At 69.3% G+C, this 17,719-nt stretch carries 20 protein-coding genes; 13 read left to right on the top strand and 7 right to left on the bottom strand.

Translation table 11 applies throughout. The features are described from left to right. Positions 1-279 precede the first annotated feature (279 nt). The 4 genes from BM430_RS16715 to BM430_RS16700 form a co-directional block, all read right to left on the bottom strand. On the bottom strand, positions 280-534 hold the full coding sequence (locus tag BM430_RS16715; protein ID WP_093568377.1) for a hypothetical protein: 255 nt from the start codon (positions 532-534) through the stop codon (positions 280-282). Between the two features lie 417 nt (positions 535-951). Then, complete coding sequence (locus BM430_RS16710) at positions 952-1,317, bottom strand: septal ring lytic transglycosylase RlpA family protein (protein ID WP_093568376.1); 366 nt, start codon at positions 1,315-1,317, stop codon at positions 952-954. 227 nt (positions 1,318-1,544) lie between these two features. Continuing rightward, positions 1,545-2,171, bottom strand: a complete 627-nt coding sequence (locus tag BM430_RS16705; protein ID WP_093568375.1) for a response regulator — start codon at positions 2,169-2,171, stop codon at positions 1,545-1,547. 55 nt (positions 2,172-2,226) lie between these two features. Beyond that, positions 2,227-3,111, bottom strand: a complete 885-nt coding sequence (locus BM430_RS16700; protein ID WP_093568374.1) for a fumarylacetoacetate hydrolase family protein — start codon at positions 3,109-3,111, stop codon at positions 2,227-2,229. A 499-nt stretch (positions 3,112-3,610) separates the two neighbouring features. Here BM430_RS16700 and BM430_RS16695 point away from each other — a divergent pair, with 499 nt between their 5' ends. From BM430_RS16695 to BM430_RS16685, 3 genes are all read left to right on the top strand, one after another. After that, positions 3,611-4,909 (top strand): OmpP1/FadL family transporter, encoded by a 1,299-nt coding sequence (locus BM430_RS16695; RefSeq protein WP_093568373.1) that lies wholly within the window; start codon positions 3,611-3,613, stop codon positions 4,907-4,909. A gap of 426 nt (positions 4,910-5,335) precedes the next feature. Further along, positions 5,336-5,488, top strand: coding sequence for a hypothetical protein (locus tag BM430_RS34775; RefSeq protein ID WP_177303079.1), 153 nt, complete (start codon positions 5,336-5,338; stop codon positions 5,486-5,488). A gap of 89 nt (positions 5,489-5,577) precedes the next feature. Then, positions 5,578-5,814, top strand: coding sequence for a hypothetical protein (locus tag BM430_RS16685; protein ID WP_093568371.1), 237 nt, complete (start codon positions 5,578-5,580; stop codon positions 5,812-5,814). Between the two features lie 68 nt (positions 5,815-5,882). Here the strand turns inward: BM430_RS16685 and phaC are convergent, their stop codons facing one another. Beyond that, entirely contained in the window at positions 5,883-7,613 is a 1,731-nt protein-coding gene (gene phaC / locus BM430_RS16680; protein ID WP_177303084.1) for a class I poly(R)-hydroxyalkanoic acid synthase, read from the bottom strand. 211 nt (positions 7,614-7,824) lie between these two features. On the opposite strand from phaC, the gene BM430_RS16675 reads away from it, so the two are divergent. The 5 genes from BM430_RS16675 (at position 7,825) to BM430_RS35300 (ending at position 10,818) form a co-directional block, all read left to right on the top strand. Beyond that, positions 7,825-8,208: a hypothetical protein gene (locus tag BM430_RS16675; RefSeq protein ID WP_093568369.1), complete on the top strand. Its 384-nt coding sequence runs from the start codon at positions 7,825-7,827 to the stop codon at positions 8,206-8,208. A gap of 100 nt (positions 8,209-8,308) precedes the next feature. Beyond that, a complete protein-coding gene (locus BM430_RS16670) occupies positions 8,309-9,529 on the top strand; it encodes an LL-diaminopimelate aminotransferase (RefSeq protein ID WP_093568368.1) in 1,221 nt (406 codons plus the stop codon). Between the two features lie 136 nt (positions 9,530-9,665). Then, positions 9,666-9,881, top strand: coding sequence for a hypothetical protein (locus tag BM430_RS16665; RefSeq protein WP_093568367.1), 216 nt, complete (start codon positions 9,666-9,668; stop codon positions 9,879-9,881). 105 nt (positions 9,882-9,986) lie between these two features. After that, a complete protein-coding gene (locus tag BM430_RS16660; RefSeq protein WP_244539517.1) occupies positions 9,987-10,358 on the top strand; it encodes a hypothetical protein in 372 nt (123 codons plus the stop codon). 25 nt (positions 10,359-10,383) lie between these two features. Beyond that, a complete protein-coding gene (locus tag BM430_RS35300; RefSeq protein ID WP_244539516.1) occupies positions 10,384-10,818 on the top strand; it encodes a hypothetical protein in 435 nt (144 codons plus the stop codon). A 292-nt stretch (positions 10,819-11,110) separates the two neighbouring features. Here BM430_RS35300 and BM430_RS16650 read toward each other — a convergent pair whose 3' ends face one another. After that, a complete protein-coding gene (locus BM430_RS16650) occupies positions 11,111-12,127 on the bottom strand; it encodes a zinc-binding alcohol dehydrogenase family protein (protein WP_093568365.1) in 1,017 nt (338 codons plus the stop codon). Positions 12,128-12,224: 97 nt separating this feature from the next. Between BM430_RS16650 and BM430_RS16645 the strand changes: the two genes are divergently transcribed. Beyond that, positions 12,225-12,602 carry a winged helix-turn-helix transcriptional regulator gene (locus BM430_RS16645; RefSeq protein WP_093568364.1) on the top strand — a complete coding sequence of 126 codons (378 nt, stop codon included), beginning with the start codon at positions 12,225-12,227 and terminating at the stop codon, positions 12,600-12,602. Positions 12,603-12,606: 4 nt separating this feature from the next. On the opposite strand, the gene BM430_RS16640 is transcribed toward BM430_RS16645, so the two are convergent. Further along, complete coding sequence (locus BM430_RS16640) at positions 12,607-12,816, bottom strand: hypothetical protein (RefSeq protein WP_093568363.1); 210 nt, start codon at positions 12,814-12,816, stop codon at positions 12,607-12,609. A gap of 259 nt (positions 12,817-13,075) precedes the next feature. On the opposite strand from BM430_RS16640, the gene BM430_RS16635 reads away from it, so the two are divergent. The 4 genes from BM430_RS16635 to BM430_RS16620 all read left to right on the top strand — a co-directional run bounded on the left by BM430_RS16635 (position 13,076) and on the right by BM430_RS16620 (position 17,499). Next, positions 13,076-14,224: a sensor histidine kinase gene (locus tag BM430_RS16635; protein ID WP_093568362.1), complete on the top strand. Its 1,149-nt coding sequence runs from the start codon at positions 13,076-13,078 to the stop codon at positions 14,222-14,224. A 172-nt stretch (positions 14,225-14,396) separates the two neighbouring features. Continuing rightward, on the top strand, positions 14,397-15,749 hold the full coding sequence (locus BM430_RS16630; RefSeq protein ID WP_093568361.1) for an ABC transporter substrate-binding protein: 1,353 nt from the start codon (positions 14,397-14,399) through the stop codon (positions 15,747-15,749). Continuing rightward, positions 15,749-16,678 carry a carbohydrate ABC transporter permease gene (locus BM430_RS16625; protein ID WP_093568360.1) on the top strand — a complete coding sequence of 310 codons (930 nt, stop codon included), beginning with the start codon at positions 15,749-15,751 and terminating at the stop codon, positions 16,676-16,678. The genes BM430_RS16630 and BM430_RS16625 overlap by 1 nt, the downstream gene beginning before the upstream one ends. After that, a complete protein-coding gene (locus BM430_RS16620; protein ID WP_093568359.1) occupies positions 16,675-17,499 on the top strand; it encodes a carbohydrate ABC transporter permease in 825 nt (274 codons plus the stop codon). The genes BM430_RS16625 and BM430_RS16620 overlap by 4 nt, the downstream gene beginning before the upstream one ends. Positions 17,500-17,719 lie beyond the last annotated feature (220 nt).

Raw genomic sequence — 17,719 nt, 5'->3', positions numbered from 1 at the left:
GGGTCCGGCGGGCGGCGCGCCATGCTCGAGAGCGGATATCGCGTGCTGGCGGAGATGGAGCAGCGGCGGCACCGGCCAAGCGTGGCATGAAGGCCCTGTCGCGATTTGCCGCGTCACCCGCGGACGCGCCGCCGCGGCAAGCGAAAATCATGGATCGAGCTAATAAGTTGGGCACGATATTATGGAAGGCGGTTGATCGGCCTCGGACCGTGTGTCCGGGGCTCCGCTCGGTCGGCGCGGGGACGGGCCGCCCTCCCGTGAGGGAGGGCCCGCCGGTCGTCAGCCCTTGCGCTGCGCCTTCATGTAGCTGCTGATCGCGGCTTGGCAGTCCGGCGACAGCTTGGACTTGTTGTGGCGGAAGCAGGCCTGCACCTCGGGCCCGTCCGGCGAGAGGTTGCCGCAATAGGTCAGGTAATCGCCGGTGCAGTACTGCTTCAGCACTGCGCGATCGACCATCGCCGATTGGGCGTGGGCCGGCTGGGCGAGGGCGGCGCCGGTGGTCAGGACGAGGATGAGGGTGGAGCGCAGGAGCACGACGTCTCTCCGGGAGGGTGAGGGGAAGGCGGGGATCGGGGGGAAGGCGGCAGCCTGCCCGACGATCCCGGCCGCAATAGGGTACCTTGGCCGTGCGCGCACGCCTCACGACCGAAAAAAGGCCGCGCCGACGCGTCCGCTGCGGTCGAATCCGAGATGTGACCATCGGCGAAAGCCGCGACCGGCGCCGGGACGCCCGTCTCGACTGTCGCACGAGCGGCTCGACCCGTCCCGGACCGCACCGCTTCCAAGACGAGGCGGCGCCGGGACTGGACGGACCGAGTATCGTCTTCGCCGCAGACTATTTCCAGAAGATTTCTTCCGGAGTCCGAATCACGCCGGATGGCGACGCAGGATCGCGGGACGTCGGGATCCACTTCGCCGCGACGACCCGTGGAGCGAGAGCCGGAGCGCCGCTCAGAGGCGGCTGAGGCGCACGCGGGCGACGCCCGCGATCCCGATCGCCCGGGCGGAGGCCTGGGACAGGTCGATCACCCGGCCGCCGACGAAGGGACCGCGATCGTTGATGCGCACCACGACCGAGCGGCCGTTCGACGTGTTGGTGACCCGGACCCGGGTGCCGAAGGGAAGGCGGCGGTGAGCCGCCGTGAAGGCGTGCGTGTTGAAGCGCTCGCCATTCGCAGTGCGCCGGCCCTGAAATCCGGGTCCGTACCAGGAGGCACGGCCGGACTGGGCTTCGGCGGGCGTGCTGGCTTGTAACGTCACTCCGACGGCGCCCGCTGCTGCGAGGCCGAGGATCGCCAGCTTTGCCTTCGAAACCATTTCGCATTCCCGTTTTGTTGCTTGACGCGGTGCAACATAAAACCGAAGAAGGCGACATTATGGAGCAGTGAAAATAAAGATATTCTAGCGTATACTCGGAGATGTTTGTTTCTTCGTTAAGCACGGTTTACATCGGTTAACTGTTTTCGCAAGGAAGGCCCGCGATCGGCGGTGCCGCGCCGCCTGCCATCGTACGGCCAAGGTCCGGAGAAGTCGGCCTGCGGGGATCAGGGGTTCCGCCCCGCCTCGCGCAGGGCGATGCGGATCAGGTCGGCGAGGGTGCGGGCGCCGAGCTTGCGGCGCAGCTGCGTGCAGGCATTGGCGATGGTCTTGTAGCTGAGCCCCAGCTCCTCGGCGATCGCCCCGTGCGAGCGCCCGGCGCCGAGGCGGGCCAGGATCTGCCGCTCGCGCGGGGTGAGGGGAGGGGCGGCCGGCGCCTCGCGCCGCAGGCGGTCGACCTCGGCGGCGAGCGAGGGCGCGACGTAGGTGCCGCCGTCCCGCACGCGCTCGAAGGCGAGGTGCAGCTCCGACGAGGCGGTGTCCTTCAGCACGTAGCCGGCCGCCCCGCTCTCCAGGGCCCGGACCGCAATCTCCGGGTCGTCGTGCATGCTGAAGACCAGGATGCGGGTGTCCGGGGCCACCGCGCGGATCCGGCGGATCAACGCCAGGCCGCTGAGCGAGGCGCCCTGGAAGGTCAGGTCGGCGACCACGAGGTCGGGCCGGTGGCGGCGGAAGCGGCGATAGCCCGCGGCGATGCCGGTGGCCTCGTGCACGGTCCCGACGCCGGCATCCTCCAGCACCCGGCGGCAGCCCTGCAGCACGATCGGGTGGTCGTCGACGACGAGCACGTCCATGGCTTTGCCCTCCGGGTGGGAGCCCGCGGGACGGAAACCCGCGGGCCGTCGCGCCTCAGTTGGTCGGCTGGCCGGCCGCCACCTTGGCGGTCCAGTCGTCGAAGGCCACGACCGTCTGGCGCTGCTCGCCCAGGGACTCGATCCCGAGGGTGACGACGTCGCCGGATTTCAGGAAGCGGGCCGGCTTCATGCCCATGCCGACGCCGGGCGGCGTGCCGGTGGTGATGACGTCGCCGGGCTCGAGCAGCATGAAGTGCGACAGGTAGGAGACGATCTGCCGGCAGTCGAAGATCATCGTGCGGGTCGAGCCGGTCTGCATCCGCTCGCCGTTCACGTCGAGCCACATGCCGAGATTCTGCACGTCGGCGATCTCGTCCGGGGTGACGAGCCAGGGGCCGAGGGGACCGAAGGTCGGGCAGCCCTTGCCCTTGGTCCAGGTGCCGCCGCGCTCGAGCTGGAACTCGCGCTCGGACACGTCGTGGCAGACGCAGTAGCCCGCGACGTAGTCCAGCGCCTCGTTGGCGTGGACGTAGGACGCGCGCTTGCCGATCACGATGGCGAGCTCGACCTCCCAGTCGGTCTTGGCCGAGCCCTTGGGCAGGATGACGTCGTCGTTCGGGCCGACGATGCAGGACGGCGCCTTGTTGAACAGGATCGGCTCGGCCGGGATCGGCGAACCGGTCTCGGCGGCATGGTCGGCGTAGTTGAGGCCGATGGCGATGAAGTTGCGCACATGGCCGACGCACGGCCCCAGCCGCGTGCCGGCCGGCACCTCGGGCAGGGTCGCGGGGTCGATGCCGCGCAGGGTCTGGAGGGTGTCGGCGGCGAGGAACGGGCCGGCGACGTCGCGGATCACCCCGGACAGGTCGCGGATCGCGCCGCCTCCGTCGACGAGGCCCGGCTTCTCCGCCCCGTTCTCGCCCCAGCGTACAAGCTTCATTGGTCGTCTCCCCAAAGCATTCTTCGACGAAGTGGAAACCGGTTCGTCGCAGACAATGCCACACAGTCAAAGATCTGGAGCCGAAGACCGAGGGCGCTGCCGATCGCAACGCGATCGGGCCGTGCTCCAGATCCACGCAGGCCGGGACATTGGCGCCGGCGCCGGGCCGCCGCAAGCCGGCGAGCCCGCCCGGAGGCGGCTTCGCCCGTTGCAGTTTCGTCACATCTGGGGCGAAACCGTGTCGGCGCGGCGGGCGGGGCCGTTCGATTCCATCTTTGCCTCTACAGGAAAGCGCCCGGTATGAAGATCGAATTCCCAATCTCGACTGCGATGATGCGATCTTGAGCAAGAATTGCGCGCTCTTACTCGTTTTGGTCTGATAGATCCTGGCCCCGCCCCCGGGATTGCCTGAAAGCTGCCTGCTGCCGCATCATCCCGCCCAAGCTGTGGGCGTCCATAGAGCCGCGCGGCACGGAACTTCGGGGTCTGGGGTAACGTCATGACGGGTTCGAGGAGGGCGGCGCTGCTGGCCGGCGCATCGCTGATGCTGCTGGCGGGGGCCAACGGGTCGGCGCAGGCGGCGGCGTTCGGGCTGCGCGAGCAGAGCGCCCAGGCGATGGGCCTCGCCTTCGCGGGCGCGGCGGCCGGCTCCGGCGGCCTGTCGTCGATGTTCTGGAACCCGGCCGTCGTCACGATGAAGCCGGGCTGGAACTCGGACTTCAACGCCACCCTGGTGGCGCCCTCGGCCACCATCACGCCCACGACCGGCACTTTCCCGCCGCTGATCGGGCTCGGCAATTCGGGCGATATTGGCCAGGCGGCGGTGCTGCCGGCGACCTACACGAACTACCAGCTCAGCGACCGGCTGTTCATCGGCCTCTCCGGCGCCGCGCCGTTCGGTCTCATCACCAAGCCGAACCCGGTCTGGGCCGGCCAGACCTACAGCCGGTCGTCGAAGATCTTCTCGCTGAACTTCAACCCGGTGATCGGCTACAAGGTCAATGACTGGCTGTCGATCGCGGCCGGGCCGGTGCTCGAATACTTCAAGCTGACGCTCCGCCAGGCCACCGGCATCACCCCAGGCGCGAACACGGCGTTCCTCAAGGGCGACGACTGGGGCTGGGGCTTCACCGCCGGTGTGGTGGCGCGCCTCTCGGAGGGCACCACGGTCGGCGTCGGCTACCGCTCCTCGATCAACCACCAGATCGAGGGCTCGGCCTTCGGCATCGGCCAGGTCCGCGCCTCGCTCAACACCCCCGAGAAGGTCTCGGTGGGCCTGACCCAGGCGATCACCCAGGACTTCCGCCTGAATTTCGGCTTCGAGTGGGACAACTGGACCCGGATCGGCTCGCCGGCGATCGTCTCGCTGGCGCTCGGCCGGCCGGTGACGGCGTTGCCGCTGAACTACAAGAACGGGTTCTACTACTCGGTCGGCGCCGAGTACGACTTCACCCCGCAATGGACCGGCCGCCTCGGCTTCGCCTACGAGCAGTCGCCGATCGACCTCTCGAACCGCTCGACCCGCCTGCCCGACGGCGACCGCTACTTCGCCTCGGTCGGCGCCAGCTATCGCTACAGCGAGAAGATCCAGTTCGACGTCTCCTACCAGCACCTGTTCTCGGTCGGCGGCCGCAACCGGATCGCGATCGTGCCGGGCGAGCCGCTCTACACCGCGCCGCTCGCCTTCCTGGCGACTTCGGATGCCAGCGCCGACATCGTCTCGGTCGGCCTGAAGTACCGCTGGGACAACCCCCCGGCCCCGGCGCCGATCCCGGTGCCGCTGGTGCGGAAGTACTGAGGGGAAGGCGCCCTTCGAGGGGCAGTGGACTGCCCCTCTCGATGGCGCTTCCACATTGCAGGTCATTCCGGGGCCGCGCAACGGAGCCCGGAATGACATATCGAATGGGTTTCCGACTGCTGAGCGGTTCAAGCGCGTCGCCAGAATCCGATGGGCGACCATGATGACTCTCCCGCCGACCCCAATCCCCGACAATCGCAAGCTCGTCATCAACGAAACCGCCAAGCTGTTTGCGAACAATCTCGACCGAGCATCGACAGCGTGTTTCACAGTCGGCGCAGCTACGCCTGTAACCGGCTGGCTCTTCGGAGTGAGCGGCCTGAACCAGGTCCCGTGGTGGTTTCTGGCAGTCATCGTCTCCTGTTGGCTTGGGGGCTCCGCGCTCCTACATTACCTGGCACGACGCGCTCTCAGAGGGCTCATCCCATGAACGAGTACGCGGTCCTCGCCCTGATCGTCCCCTTCGTCGCGGTCGGCGTCGCCTACGTCGCGGTCCGGGTCCAGGAGCGGCAGATAGCCCGCCTGAGACGGGACCTGGAGGACGAAGCTGAGCAGGCGCGGCGCGCAGCTCTCGGCTAGGGTCGAAAGCCGGTCGTCCTGGTGATGGGAGAGGTTGGTCGCGACCCGATTTGGACGACCCTGTGCCGACATCGACAATCGCGGCAGCCATGACCCACGAACTCTACCGCGTGATACGCCTGCTCGAACGGGAGCGGATACACTACCGTCTGGATCGCCACCGCGACGACAGCATCATGGTTACGGCCACCTTGGTCGGCGAGCGGATTGAGATCGATGTGTTCGAGGACGGACACATCGAATACTCCCGCTTCCGCGGAAGCGAGGATGTGGAGGATGATGTCGCCTTGCTCGAAGCGCTGTTTCGCGAGGAGAGCAAGGAGTAATAGTATGATCTTCAGCACCGCTCTGGAAAAGAGCCCCCGGGACACCGCCCCGGGGGCTTTTCGTCATCTCACGCCTTCTCGAGCACGTAGGTCCCCGGCGCCGCGCCGAGCGACGGCAGCACACCGCCGCCGGGCTGGCGCGCCGGCACACGCTCGGAATTCTGGTACTCGAGCCAGGAGAGCCAGTACGGCCACCACGAGCCCTTGTGCTCGGTCGCGGCCGAGATCCAGTCCTGGAGCGAGCCGTAGGCGGGACCGCCGGTCCAGTACCCGTATTTGGGCTTGGCCGGCGGGTTGACGACGCCGGCGATGTGGCCCGACCCCGCCAAGACGTAGTCGACGGAGCCGCCGAAGGCGCGGCAGCCCTCGAAGACCGAGAGGGCCGGGGCGATGTGGTCCTCCCGCGTCGCCAGGTTGAAGACCGGGATCGTCACCTTGCCGAGGTCGAGGCGCACGTTGCCGAGCATCATCTCGCCGCGCGACAGCTTGTTGTCGAGGTAGCAGTTGCGCAGGTAGAACGAGTGGTTGGCGGCTGGCATCCGGGTCGCGTCGGAGTTCCAGTACAAGAGGTCGAAGGGCAGCGGCGCCTTGCCCTTCAGGTAGTTGTTGACGACGTAGGGCCAGATCAGGTCGTTCGGCCGCAGCATGTTGAAGGCGTTGGCCATCTTGGCGCCTTCGAGGTAGCCGCGGCTCTGCATGCCGGATTCGATGGAGCGGATCTGCGCCTCGTCGACGAAGACCTTCAGGTCGCCGGCATGGGTGAAGTCGACCTGGGTGGTCAGGAAGGTGGCGCTGGCGATGCGGTCGTCGCCGACCGCCGCCATGTAGGCCAGGCTCACGGCGAGCAGCGTGCCGCCGACGCAGTAGCCCACCGCCGAGACCTGGCGCTCGCCGGTCGCCTTCTCGATCGCCTCCAGTGCCGCGAAGATGCCCTCGCGCATGTAGCTCTCGAAATCCTTGCTGGCGTGGCGCGCGTCCGGATTGACCCAGGAGATCACGAACACCGTCAGGCCCTGGCTCACCGCCCAGCCGATGTAGCTCTTGTCCTTGTTCAGGTCGAGGATGTAGTACTTGTTGATCCACGGCGGTACGATCAGCAGCGGGCGCTTGAGCACTGTGTCGGTCTGCGGCGCGTACTGGATCAGCTCGATCAGGTCGTTGCGAAACACCACCTCGCCGGGAGTGTTCGCCATGTTGACGCCGACCTTGAACTGGCCCTGGTCGGTCTGGCGCACGCGCAACTCGCCGCCGCCGGCCTCGACGTCCTCGGCCAGCATCTTCATGCCGCGCACGAGGTTGGCGCCGTTCTCGCGGAACGTCTCGCGGATCAGTTCCGGATTGGTGGCGAGGAAGTTCGACGGCGACATCGCGCCGGAGATCTGCCGGACGTAGAACTGCGCCTTGGCGCGGGTATGCGGATCGAGCCCCTCGGCCTCGTCGACCAGCACCTCGGCCCAGCGGGTGGTGATCAGGTAGCCCTGCTTCAGGAAGTCGAAGACCGGGTTCGTCGTCCATTCCGGCGCGGCGAAGCGCTTGTCCTTGGGATCGGGCAGGGCGACGGGGGTGACCGTCGTCTCGCCCTGCATCCGCTGCAGCGTCGAGCCCCACAGGGCCAGGAACTGGCCGCCGATCAGCGACTGGGCCTCCAGCGCCTTCTGCGGATCGGTGAACCACTTCTCGGCCACGGTGCCGAGCGTGCGCACCACCTCGGTCACCGATTCGGCGAGCGCCGTGCTCGGCTTGCCCTCCTCGAGGGGCTTGGCGTAGGCGGCGAGCGCCCGGCTGAACTGCTCGGTCATCAGGCCCGCATTGCGCGACAGGGCCTCCACATCCGCAACCGGCGCCGTACTCCTCTCAGACGTCACGCGCGTTCTCCTCCCTCATGTCGACGGTCCGCCGCAGCAAGCCGCCTTTCCGACAAAATATCGTCGCAAACCGCCGGTTCCGCCAGATGACCGGACCGGGTTTCCGCACTGCCACGGTGCCCTCGCGCAAGGTTTCCCAAACGTCATGCCCGCGTTCCCCGCTCTTTCGCCCGTCGCCGCCCGTACCGCAATCCTCTTGGCGATCCTCCCGGCCTGCCTCTCCGCCGGCGGCTGCGTCCTCGACGGGGCCGGCATCCGCGACGCCGCGAAATCCGCCGGGTTCGGCCCCAAGGAGGTCGCGGCGCCCGACTTCGTGAAGGAGACCCGCCGCGGGGGCGGCGAGTTCCTGCCGGTGGGCGTCTCGGCCCCGCCTCGCGAAACCCGCGCCAAGTCGGCCGCCGGGGTGAAGCAGCTCGAGGCCGAGCTCGATGCCAGCCGCCAGCGCAACGAGGCCAAGGGCCGCGACGCCGCCAAGGTCGGCGGCGCCGTCAAGCCGCCGGCTCCGCCCAAAGTTCCGCCGGCCGAGTGACGCAACGCCGAGCACGCGAACTTCCTCTTCTCCCGAAACCCCTCTAGACAGCGTGTGTGACACGCGCGTCGCAGCGGCGGCGCCGATCCAGGACCCGGCCATGACCGATTTTCATCGCATCAAGCGACTGCCCCCCTACGTCTTCGAGCAGGTCAACCGGATCAAGGCCGCCGCCCGCGCCAACGGCGCCGACATCATCGATCTCGGCATGGGCAACCCGGACCTCGAGGCGCCCCGCCACGTGATCGAGAAGCTGGTGGAGACCGCCGGCAAGCCGCGCACCGACCGCTACTCGGCCTCGAAGGGCATCGCTGGCCTGCGCCGCGCCCAGGCGCACTACTACCAGCGCCGCTTCGGCGTCGCGCTCAACCCCGACACCCAGGTCGTGGCGACGCTGGGCTCGAAGGAGGGCTTCGCCAACATGGCGCAGGCCATCACGGCGCCCGGCGACGTGGTGCTGGTGCCCAACCCCAGCTACCCGATCCACGCCTTCGGCTTCCTGATGGCGGGCGGCGTGATCCGCTCGGTCCCGGCCGAGCCGACCCCGGCCTTCTTCCCGGCGGCCGAGCGGGCGATGCAGCACTCGATCCCGAAGCCCGTGGCGCTCGTCGTCTGCTACCCGTCGAACCCGACGGCCTACGTCGCCTCCCTCGATTTCTACCGCGACCTCGTGGCCTTCGCGAAGAAGCACGAGCTGATCCTGCTCTCCGACCTCGCCTACGCCGAGGTCTACTTCGACGACGCCAACCCGCCGCCCTCGGTGCTGCAGGTGCCGGGCGCGATCGACGTCGCGGTCGAGTTCACCTCCCTGTCCAAGACCTTCTCGATGGCCGGCTGGCGGATGGGCTTCGCGGTCGGCAACGAGCGGCTGCTCGCGGCGCTGACCCGGGTGAAGTCCTACCTCGATTACGGCGCCTTCACGCCGATCCAGGTCGCCGCCACCGCCGCGCTCAACGGCCCGGAGGATTGCATCCACGAGATGCGCGCCACCTATCGCCGCCGCCGCGACGCGATGGTCGACGCGTTCCAGAAGACCGGCTGGGACATCCCGGTGCCCTCCGCCTCGATGTTCGCCTGGGTGCCGATCCCGGAGCGCTTCCGGAGCCTCGGCAGCCTCGAATTCTCGAAGCTGCTGGTCGAGAAGGCCGACGTCGCGGTGGCGCCGGGCATCGGCTTCGGCGAGCACGGCGACGATTACGTGCGCATCGCGCTGGTCGAGAACGAGCAGCGCATCCGCCAGGCCGCGCGCAACATCCGCCGCTTCTTCGACAACGCCGACCGCACGCTGCACAACGTCGTGCCGATGCAGAAAGTCGGCTGAGGTCGGAACTTGTGGCCGGGGGGCGACAGGGCGGCGCAAACGCGCCCCCGGTGGCCCCCCGCGCCCGGCCCCGGGTTGATCCGGGGGCCGCCCCGCATCAGGGTACGGTCAAGTTTCGCTCCACCCTGGGTATCCGATGCGTCGCTCGCTGAAGCTCGTCGTTCTCGCCGCCGCGGCCGCCCTGCCGGCCGCCTGCGCGCCGAACCCGATCATCGCCCGCGACCCCGTCCCGGCCCCGAGCCCCGACATCGCCTATCGCTGCTCCTCGACCCCCGCGCTCCTCAACGGCTACTGGGCCGAGTGCGAGCGGGTGCGGCGCGAGCGCGAGGTCGTGGTCCGCACCAAGGGCTGATCACGGGGCCGGTTCGGGCCCCGACCCAGGACAGCACGCCGCGCCCCGGAACCGGGCGCCGCTCCCCGCGCGTTGACCGGCATCCGTCACCGGAGGATGCCCCGCGTGGTTCGTCATCGTCTCTCGTCGCTCGCTGCCCTGGCCTGCCTCGCGGGCCCCGTCGCATCCGGCCCGGCCCTGGCGCAGTCGCCGCTCGCGGTGCGGGTGCGCCCGCCGGCCGTAGAGCCGGACATCTACAACCGCGGCGCAGCAAGCGGCCCCACCGTCCTGCAGGTCTCGCCCGACCTGGTCGCCGGCCCGCTGCCGGTCGGCCGCACCGGTCTTGTGGCGATCCGCGCCGTGCCGGTCGCCGCCGTCACCAATGGCGGTGCCTTCGGGCCGACCGGATACGGCTACTACAATGACAGCGTGAGCGAGGGCCCGCTCAACCGCCCGCACCGCATGGCCGACTACGTCCTCGGCAGCCGGGCCTACTGACCCCACATTCGGAAAGGACACGTCCATGCGCGCACGCTTCCTCGCGGCGGGTCTCCTCGCCGGATTCGCCACCCTCGCCGCAGCCGTGCCGGCCGCCGCCCAGAGCGTCGGCTACGTCACCGGCTTCCCGGGCCGGGACCCGGCCGGCGACGACGAGATCGGCTGGGGCCCGGCCTACCGGCCCGAGACCAGCTTCTCGCAGCCCGGCACCCCGCCGACCCCCGGCGACTTCGCCGGTGCGGCCTACCGCGCCCGGACCGGGCACGGTCCCTACGACGCGGTCCAGGCCCCGATGCGGCCGGTCCGCGGCTACCAGTACGGAGCGCCGGGCGACGGCTACGCGCCGGCGGGCTATTACGGCGAGCCCGGCATCGCGCCGCGGCCGCGGGTGGTGCGGGTGAAGCACCGGCATCACGCCAGGGCGAAGATGCATCGGGCCTCTCGGCAGGTGATGCGCTGAGGACTCGCTTCAACGCTCCTCTGCGAGAACACTTCTTGCGAGGTTCAAATCCGTTCGCGTTGAGCGACGGGGCTGCCACCCTCCGTGTCATCCCGGGGCCGCGCAGCGGAACCCGGGATCCATAGCCGCCGATGCCGGAGGATGAAGCGGTTCGCGTCCCGCCTGATCCTGCATCGTCAGCGGTTACGGATCCCGGGTTCTCGACTTCGTCGAGCCCCGGGATGACCCTGTGGGATGGGAGCGTTGCGCGCACTCAGCCGATGTCGGTGTCCTGATCCGGAATCACCGCCCCTCACGCAAACCCCTCCAGCACGATCTTCCCCTTCGCCCGCCCGCTCTCGAGGAGCGCGTGCGCCCGGCGCAGGTTCGCGGCGTTGATCGTCCCGAAATGGTCGGCGAGGGTGGTGCGCAGCTGCCCCGCCTCGACCAGCCGCGCTACCTCGTCCAGCAGCTCGCCCTGCGCCGCGATGTCGACGGTGCCGAACATCGGCCGGGTGAACATGAACTCCCAATGCAGCGACAGGCTCTTGCGCTTGAGGAGCGACACGTCGAGCGTCGCCGGATCGTCGATCAGCGCGAGCCGTCCCTGCGGCGCCATCAACTCGACGAGGGCCGGCAGGTGCGTGTCGGTGTGGGTGGTCGAGAAGACGACGCCCGGGGCGCCGAGGCCGAGACCGGCCACGGCTTGCGCCAGCGACGCGCCGTGATCGACGACGTGATGGGCGCCGAGCTCCCGGCTCCAGGCCTGGGTCTCCGGCCGCGAGGCCGTGGTGATAACGGTGAGGTCGGTGAGCTGGCGCGCGAGCTGCGTCGCGATCGAGCCGACGCCGCCGGCCCCGCCGACGATCAGCACCGCTTTCGCAGCCCCCGGCACCGGCTTGCGGACGTCGAGCCGATCGAACAGCGTCTCCCAGGCGGTGATCGCCGTGAGCGGCAGCGCCGCGGCCTCGGCGAAGGAGAGCGAGGCGGGCTTGCGGCCGACGATGCGCTCGTCGACGAGGTGGAACTCGGCATTGGTGCCGGGGCGCTCCAGGGCGCCGGCGTAGAACACTGCGTCGCCGGGCTTGAACCGCGTCGCCTCCGGGCCGGCGGCGACGACGATGCCGGCAGCGTCCCAGCCCAGCACCTTCCAGCTGCCGGCCTCCGACGCGGCGCGGCGGCGCACCTTGGTGTCGACCGGGTTCACCGACACCGCCCGGACCTCGACCAGGAGGTCGCGGCCCGTGGGCTCGGGGCGCGGGAGGGTGATGTCCTGAAGGGCGGCTTCGTCCTCGATCGGCAGGGAGGTCTGGTAACCGACGGCGCGCATGGGCAGGCTCCTTGATGACTGGAGCGGAGATGACCGCTACCCTCGAACCGCGCAAGAACGCACATGAAGCGCCCATAGTGTCGAAAAGGATACCGTGATGGCCCGCACCCGGCACCGCAGCCTGGATTGCAGCCCGGGCTGCGCCGTCGAGGCGACGCTGCAGCTGATCGACGGCAAGTGGAAGGGCGTGATCCTCTACCACCTGCTGGCCGAGGCGCCGGCGCCGGAGGATTCGCTCCGGTTCAACGCCCTGCGCCGCCGGATGCCGAACGTGACCCAGCGCATGCTGACCAACCAGCTGCGCGAGCTGGAGGCGGACGGGTTCATCCACCGCACGGTCTATGCCGAGGTGCCGCCGCGGGTGGAGTACCGGCTGACCGAGCGCGGCCGCAGCCTCGAACCGGTGATCCGGGCGCTCAAGGCCTGGGGCGACGCGCACGCGGCGCCGGCCGTCTCGACGGCGGACGCCGCCTGACCCGTCAGCGCGACAGGCTGCGGAAGGTGCAGACCCGGCCGCGATCCTCGTAGCCCGCCGGGCACTGCGCCACGCAGGCGCCGGCCGCGAATTTGAGGGGAGGGCGGCAGTAATACTCGTCCTGCTGCGCCCGGACCGGCGGCGGCCGCAAGAGGCTCGCCAGGATCGTCACGGCGGCGGTCAGGATGATCCCGAGGGCGACGAGGCGCAGCACGGATCCGCACTCCTGCTGTATGTGCACTGCACTGTATCATATGGAACAGAGCCAGGCACGAACAGTGCTGTGCCCGGATCGTGCATCCGGCGACGGGCCTGGGGATGGCGCCGTGCGGCATCCTGGCTTCGCCGGCCTGCGCGCTTGACCCGCCCCGGCAGACGTGGCCCCACTCCATCACGTCGTTCCGGCCACGCTGTTGGCCCCCTCGAAGCACGGACCCCGCATCTCGCGCAGGGAAAGGACAGGATTGCAGACGATGGCGGAGCTCAGCCGTCCGGACCTCGAATACCGCCTGAAGCAGCAGAAGATCCTGTCCGAGTTCGGCGTCGAAGCCCTGCGCGCCGACGATCTCGGCCGGCTCCTGCAGCGCGCGACCGAGCTCTGCGCCGAGGGGATGTCGGCGCAGTTCTGCAAGGCGCTGGAATACAAGCCGGGGCAGGACACCCTGCTGGTCATCGCGGGCATCGGCTGGGGGCCGAACGTCGTCGGCCACGCCCTCGTCGGGGCCGACCTCGCCTCGCCGGCGGGCTACGCCCTCAAGACCGGGCAGCCGGTGATCTCCAACCACCTCGAGAACGAGCGCCGCTTCCGCACCCCGCAGCTGATGGCTGACCACGGGGTGCGCCGGGCGCTCAACGTGCTGATCCGCAACCGCGAGGGCGATTTCGGCGTGCTGGAGGTCGACGACACCCGCGAGGGCCAGTTCGACGAGACCGACATCGCCTTCATGCAGGGCTTCGCCAACCTGCTCGGCGGCGCCATCGAGCGCCAGCGCGCCGAAGCCCGGCTACAGGCCGCCCTCGACCGGCAGGAGCTGCTGACCCGCGAGATGAGCCACCGGGTCAAGAACAGCCTCGCCACCGTCGCGGGCCTGCTCTCGCTCCAGGCCCGCACCACCGAGAGCCAGCAGGCCCGCGACGCCCTGGCGGATGCCCGCTCGCGGGTCGAGGCGGTGGCGCAGGTCCACGACCAGCTCTGGCGCCAGCCCGACCTCGCGGCGGTGGAGCTGTCGGGCTTCCTCGGCTCCCTGTGCGAGAAGCTGCGCGAGAGCGCGCCCGGCCACGCGATCACCTGCACGGCGCCGGCCATGCCGATCCCGGCCGACCTCGCGATCCCGCTCGGACTGTTCGTCAACGAGCTCGTCACCAACGCGGTGAAGTATGCCTATCCGGGCGCCCACGGCCCGGTGCGGGTCGAGGCGGTGCCGGCGGGCGAGGGCAAGGTCCGCCTCAGCGTCTCCGATGACGGCGTCGGTCTCCCCGAGGGGTTCGACACGGCGGCGGCGCGCCGCAGCCTCGGCATGCGGGTGATCCACGGGCTTGCCCGCCAGCTCGGCGGCGACCTCGCGGTGTCGGGCACGAAGGGCGCGTGCTTCGCCCTGACGCTGGATCTCGCCGCGCCGTAACCGTTGCGTACTGATTTTTCCGGGGCCGTCAGGTCGAGCCGCTTCCCACGGCTGCGCGTCTTGCACTAGGCTCCGGCAGCGCTGCCGCTGACGCGGCGCGACGGGGACCGGAGCACCGGCCTCGAACAAGCCCGGGCACCAGATCCGGGCCGATCGTCAAGGGCAGGAAACGATGGGCGAGTTCTCTCGCGGCGGGCCGACCCGCCGCCGCATCCTGGCATCCGGCGCCGCCGCGGCCGGCCTCGGTCTGGTCGGCGGGGGATTGTCCGGCATTCGGCCGGCCTTCGCGGCCGTGGACTGGAAGCGCCACGCCGGCACCACCCTCGAGGTCAACCTGATCAAGGGGCCCCGCGGCGACCTGCTCCAGCGCCACGCCGCCGAGTTCACGGCGCTGACCGGGATCAAGGTCAATTCCGAGGTCATCCCCGAGCAGCAGCAGCGCCAGAAGATCGTCATCGAGCTGACCTCCGGCCGGCCGAGCTTCGACGTGGTGCACCTGAGCTACCACGTGCAGAAGCGCCAGTTCGACAAGGCCGGCTGGCTCGCCGACCTGTCCGGCTACCTCAAGGACCCGAACCTGACCGACCCGGCCTTGCGCGAGGCGGATTTCAGCGCCGCGGGCCTGCAATACGCCAAGACGCCGAAGGGCGAGATGCGCTCGCTGCCGATGTCGGTCGACTACTTCATCCTGTACTGGAACAAGGAACTTTTTCAGAAGAAGAACGTCGCCTACCCCGAGACCTTCGACGACATGATGCGGGCGGCCGAGACGCTGACCGATCCGAAGGCCGGCACCTACGGCTTCGTCGGCCGCGGCCTGCGCAACGCCAACATGGCGCTGTGGGGCGCGTTCTTCCTGGCTTACGGCGGCCGCTTCCTCGACGACAAGGGCAACCTGCTGATCGACGGCCCGGAGGCGGTCGAGGCGACGAAGCTCTACCAGCGCCTGCTCACCAAGACCGCTCCCCCCGGCGTCGTCGGCTTCAACTGGATGGAGTCGATGGCGGCCTTCACGCAGGGGCGAGCGGCGATGTGGCTCGACGGCGTCGGCTGGGCGCCGCCGCTGGAGGATCCCAACGCCTCGCGCGTCGTCGGCAAGGTCGGCTACGCGGTCGTGCCGAAGGGCCCGAAGGACCACGCCTCGGCCACCTACGGCGACGGCATCGGCGTGACCGCGGCGAGCACCAAGAAGGAGGCGGGCTACCTCTACTGCCAGTGGGCCGTCTCGAAGATCATGGGCGGCCGCCTGCTCCAGGCCGGCGGCGGCGTGCCGTTCCGCGATTCGATCCTCAGCGACGCCGAGGTGCAGCAGGGCGTGAAGATGCCGCGCGAGTGGCTTGATTCGGTGATCGGCTCGTCGAAGATCAGCAAGCTCGGCCTCCCCGTCGTGGTGCCGGTGGCGGAGTTCCGCGACATCGTCGGCTCCGCCGTCACCGCCACCCTGTCGGGAGCCGACCCGGCGACGGAGCTGAAGAAGGCGGCCGAGCAGTACCGGCCGATCCTCGAGCGCAGCGAGAAGGCCTGATGGCCCGGGCCGGCCTCGCGCCATCGTCCGTCGTGCCGGCGTCCGAAGAGGCGCCGGCGGCCCGCTGGCGCCCGCCGGGCTACTGGCCCTTCGTGGTGCCGGCCCTGGTCGTTGTCGTCGGGGTGATCGTCTTCCCCTGGGCCTTCACCCTGTGGATGAGCCTGCACGAGTGGAAGGTCGGGGCGGACCCGGCCTTCGTCGGCCTCTCCAACTACGCGCGGCTGCCCACCGATCCGCGCTTCCTCGACGCGGTGTGGCAGACGCTGGTCTACACCGCGCTCTCGGTGGTGCTGCCCCTGATCCTCGGTACGCTCGCGGCCTGCGTGTTCCACGCCAAGTTTCCCTTGCGTGGCTTCCTGCGCGGCGTGTTCATCCTGCCGATGATGGCGACGCCCGTCGCCATCGCGCTCGTCTGGACCATGATGTTCCATCCCCAGCTCGGGGTGCTGAACTACCTGCTCTCCCTCGTCGGCATCCCGCCGCAGCTCTGGGTGTTCCACCCCGCGACCGTGATCCCGTCGCTGGTGCTGGTCGAGACCTGGCAGTGGACGCCGCTCGTGATGCTGATCGTGCTCGGCGGCCTCGCGGCGCTGCCGACCGAGCCCTACGAGAGCGCGCAGATCGACGGCGCCTCGCTCTGGCAGGTGTTTCGCCACATCACCCTGCCGCTGGTAGCGCCGTTCCTGTTCGTCGCCGCGATGATCCGGATGATCGACGCGGTGAAGAGCTTCGACATCATCTTCGCGATCACGCAAGGGGGACCGGGGACCGCCTCGGAGACGATCAACATCTATCTCTACAGCGTCGCCTTCGCCTATTACGACGTGGGCTACGGCTCGGCGATCGCGGTGGTGTTCTTCCTCCTCATCATCGCGCTCGCCGCCGCCCTGCTGGTGGTCCGCAAGCGCACGCAAGGGGCGGTCGAATGAACGGGCGCTGGCTCCTCAAGCAGGCCGCCCTGCTCTTTGCCGTCCTGGTGATCGTCTCGCCGGTGATCCTGTTCTTCGTCTGGATGCTGTCGCTCTCGGTCAAGTACGAGATCGACAACGCGGCCTATCCGCCGATCCTGATCCCCGAGCGCTTCGCCTGGAAGAACTACCTCGACGTGCTCGAATCGAACCGGTTCTCGACCTACTTCCTGAACAGCCTGCTGGTGACGGGTACGGCGACCGGGCTCGCCCTTCTCGTCGGGGTGCCGGCCGGCTACGGCATCGCCCGGATGAAGGCCGCCAAGGCGGCGGTGGTGATCCTGGTCGCCCGCATCACGCCGGGCCTGTCCTACCTGATCCCGCTCTTCCTGCTGTTCCAGTGGCTCGGGCTCCTCGGCACGCTGTGGCCGCAGATCATCATCCACCTCGTCGTCACGGTGCCGATCGTGATCTGGATCATGATCGGCTACTTCGAGACCACGCCGCTGGAGCTGGAGGAGGCCGCGTATATCGATGGCGCGAGCCGCTGGCAGGTCTTCCGCTACGTCGCGCTGCCGATCGCCAAGCCCGGCATCGCGGTGGCGATGATCCTGGCGGTGATCTTCTCCTGGAACAACTTCGTCTTCGGCATCGTGCTCGCCGGGCGCGAGACCCGCACCCTGCCGGTCGCGGTCTACAACATGATTTCGTTCGACCAGCTGAGCTGGGGGCCGCTGGCGGCGGCCGCGCTGATCGTGACGCTGCCGGTCCTGGTGCTGACGGTGTTCGCGCAGCGCCAGATCGTGGCTGGATTGACGGCGGGGGCGGTGAAGGGGGGGTGAGGGGGCGGGCTCGTTCCGCGACCCCGATTTTCGCTAACGTCGGACGGACGTTCAAACCCTCGGCGTCATCCCGGGGCTCGCCGTAGGCGAGAACCCGGGATCCATAACCGCTGACGCTGCCGAACGAGGCGGCTCGCGCTTCGCTTCATCCTTCCGCGTCGGCGGTTATGGGATCCCGGGTTCCGCTGCGCGGCCCCGGGATGACGCGGAGGGTGTATTA

Source organism: Methylobacterium sp. 174MFSha1.1 (genome assembly GCF_900116815.1).
Classification (GTDB): domain Bacteria; phylum Pseudomonadota; class Alphaproteobacteria; order Rhizobiales; family Beijerinckiaceae; genus Methylobacterium.
This window is presented reverse-complemented; position numbering and strand designations above follow the sequence as displayed.

Excerpts from the sequence above, each read along its gene's own strand:
- BM430_RS16635 (WP_093568362.1), top strand. The coding sequence starts at position 13,076 with ATGGCGGAGCTCAGCCGTCCGGACCTCGAATACCGCCTGAAGCAGCAG.
- BM430_RS16695 (WP_093568373.1), top strand. The coding sequence starts at position 3,611 with ATGACGGGTTCGAGGAGGGCGGCGCTGCTGGCCGGCGCATCGCTGATG.
- phaC (WP_177303084.1), bottom strand. The coding sequence starts at position 7,613 with ATGACCGAGCAGTTCAGCCGGGCGCTCGCCGCCTACGCCAAGCCCCTC.
- BM430_RS16630 (WP_093568361.1), top strand. The coding sequence starts at position 14,397 with ATGGGCGAGTTCTCTCGCGGCGGGCCGACCCGCCGCCGCATCCTGGCA.
- BM430_RS16620 (WP_093568359.1), top strand. The coding sequence starts at position 16,675 with ATGAACGGGCGCTGGCTCCTCAAGCAGGCCGCCCTGCTCTTTGCCGTC.
- BM430_RS16685 (WP_093568371.1), top strand. The coding sequence starts at position 5,578 with ATGACCCACGAACTCTACCGCGTGATACGCCTGCTCGAACGGGAGCGG.
- BM430_RS16625 (WP_093568360.1), top strand. The coding sequence starts at position 15,749 with ATGGCCCGGGCCGGCCTCGCGCCATCGTCCGTCGTGCCGGCGTCCGAA.
- BM430_RS34775 (WP_177303079.1), top strand. The coding sequence starts at position 5,336 with ATGAACGAGTACGCGGTCCTCGCCCTGATCGTCCCCTTCGTCGCGGTC.
- BM430_RS16710 (WP_093568376.1), bottom strand. The coding sequence starts at position 1,317 with ATGGTTTCGAAGGCAAAGCTGGCGATCCTCGGCCTCGCAGCAGCGGGC.
- BM430_RS16670 (WP_093568368.1), top strand. The coding sequence starts at position 8,309 with ATGACCGATTTTCATCGCATCAAGCGACTGCCCCCCTACGTCTTCGAG.
- BM430_RS16675 (WP_093568369.1), top strand. The coding sequence starts at position 7,825 with ATGCCCGCGTTCCCCGCTCTTTCGCCCGTCGCCGCCCGTACCGCAATC.
- BM430_RS16705 (WP_093568375.1), bottom strand. The coding sequence starts at position 2,171 with ATGGACGTGCTCGTCGTCGACGACCACCCGATCGTGCTGCAGGGCTGC.
- BM430_RS16650 (WP_093568365.1), bottom strand. The coding sequence starts at position 12,127 with ATGCGCGCCGTCGGTTACCAGACCTCCCTGCCGATCGAGGACGAAGCC.
- BM430_RS35300 (WP_244539516.1), top strand. The coding sequence starts at position 10,384 with ATGCGCGCACGCTTCCTCGCGGCGGGTCTCCTCGCCGGATTCGCCACC.
- BM430_RS16700 (WP_093568374.1), bottom strand. The coding sequence starts at position 3,111 with ATGAAGCTTGTACGCTGGGGCGAGAACGGGGCGGAGAAGCCGGGCCTC.
- BM430_RS16665 (WP_093568367.1), top strand. The coding sequence starts at position 9,666 with ATGCGTCGCTCGCTGAAGCTCGTCGTTCTCGCCGCCGCGGCCGCCCTG.
- BM430_RS16645 (WP_093568364.1), top strand. The coding sequence starts at position 12,225 with ATGGCCCGCACCCGGCACCGCAGCCTGGATTGCAGCCCGGGCTGCGCC.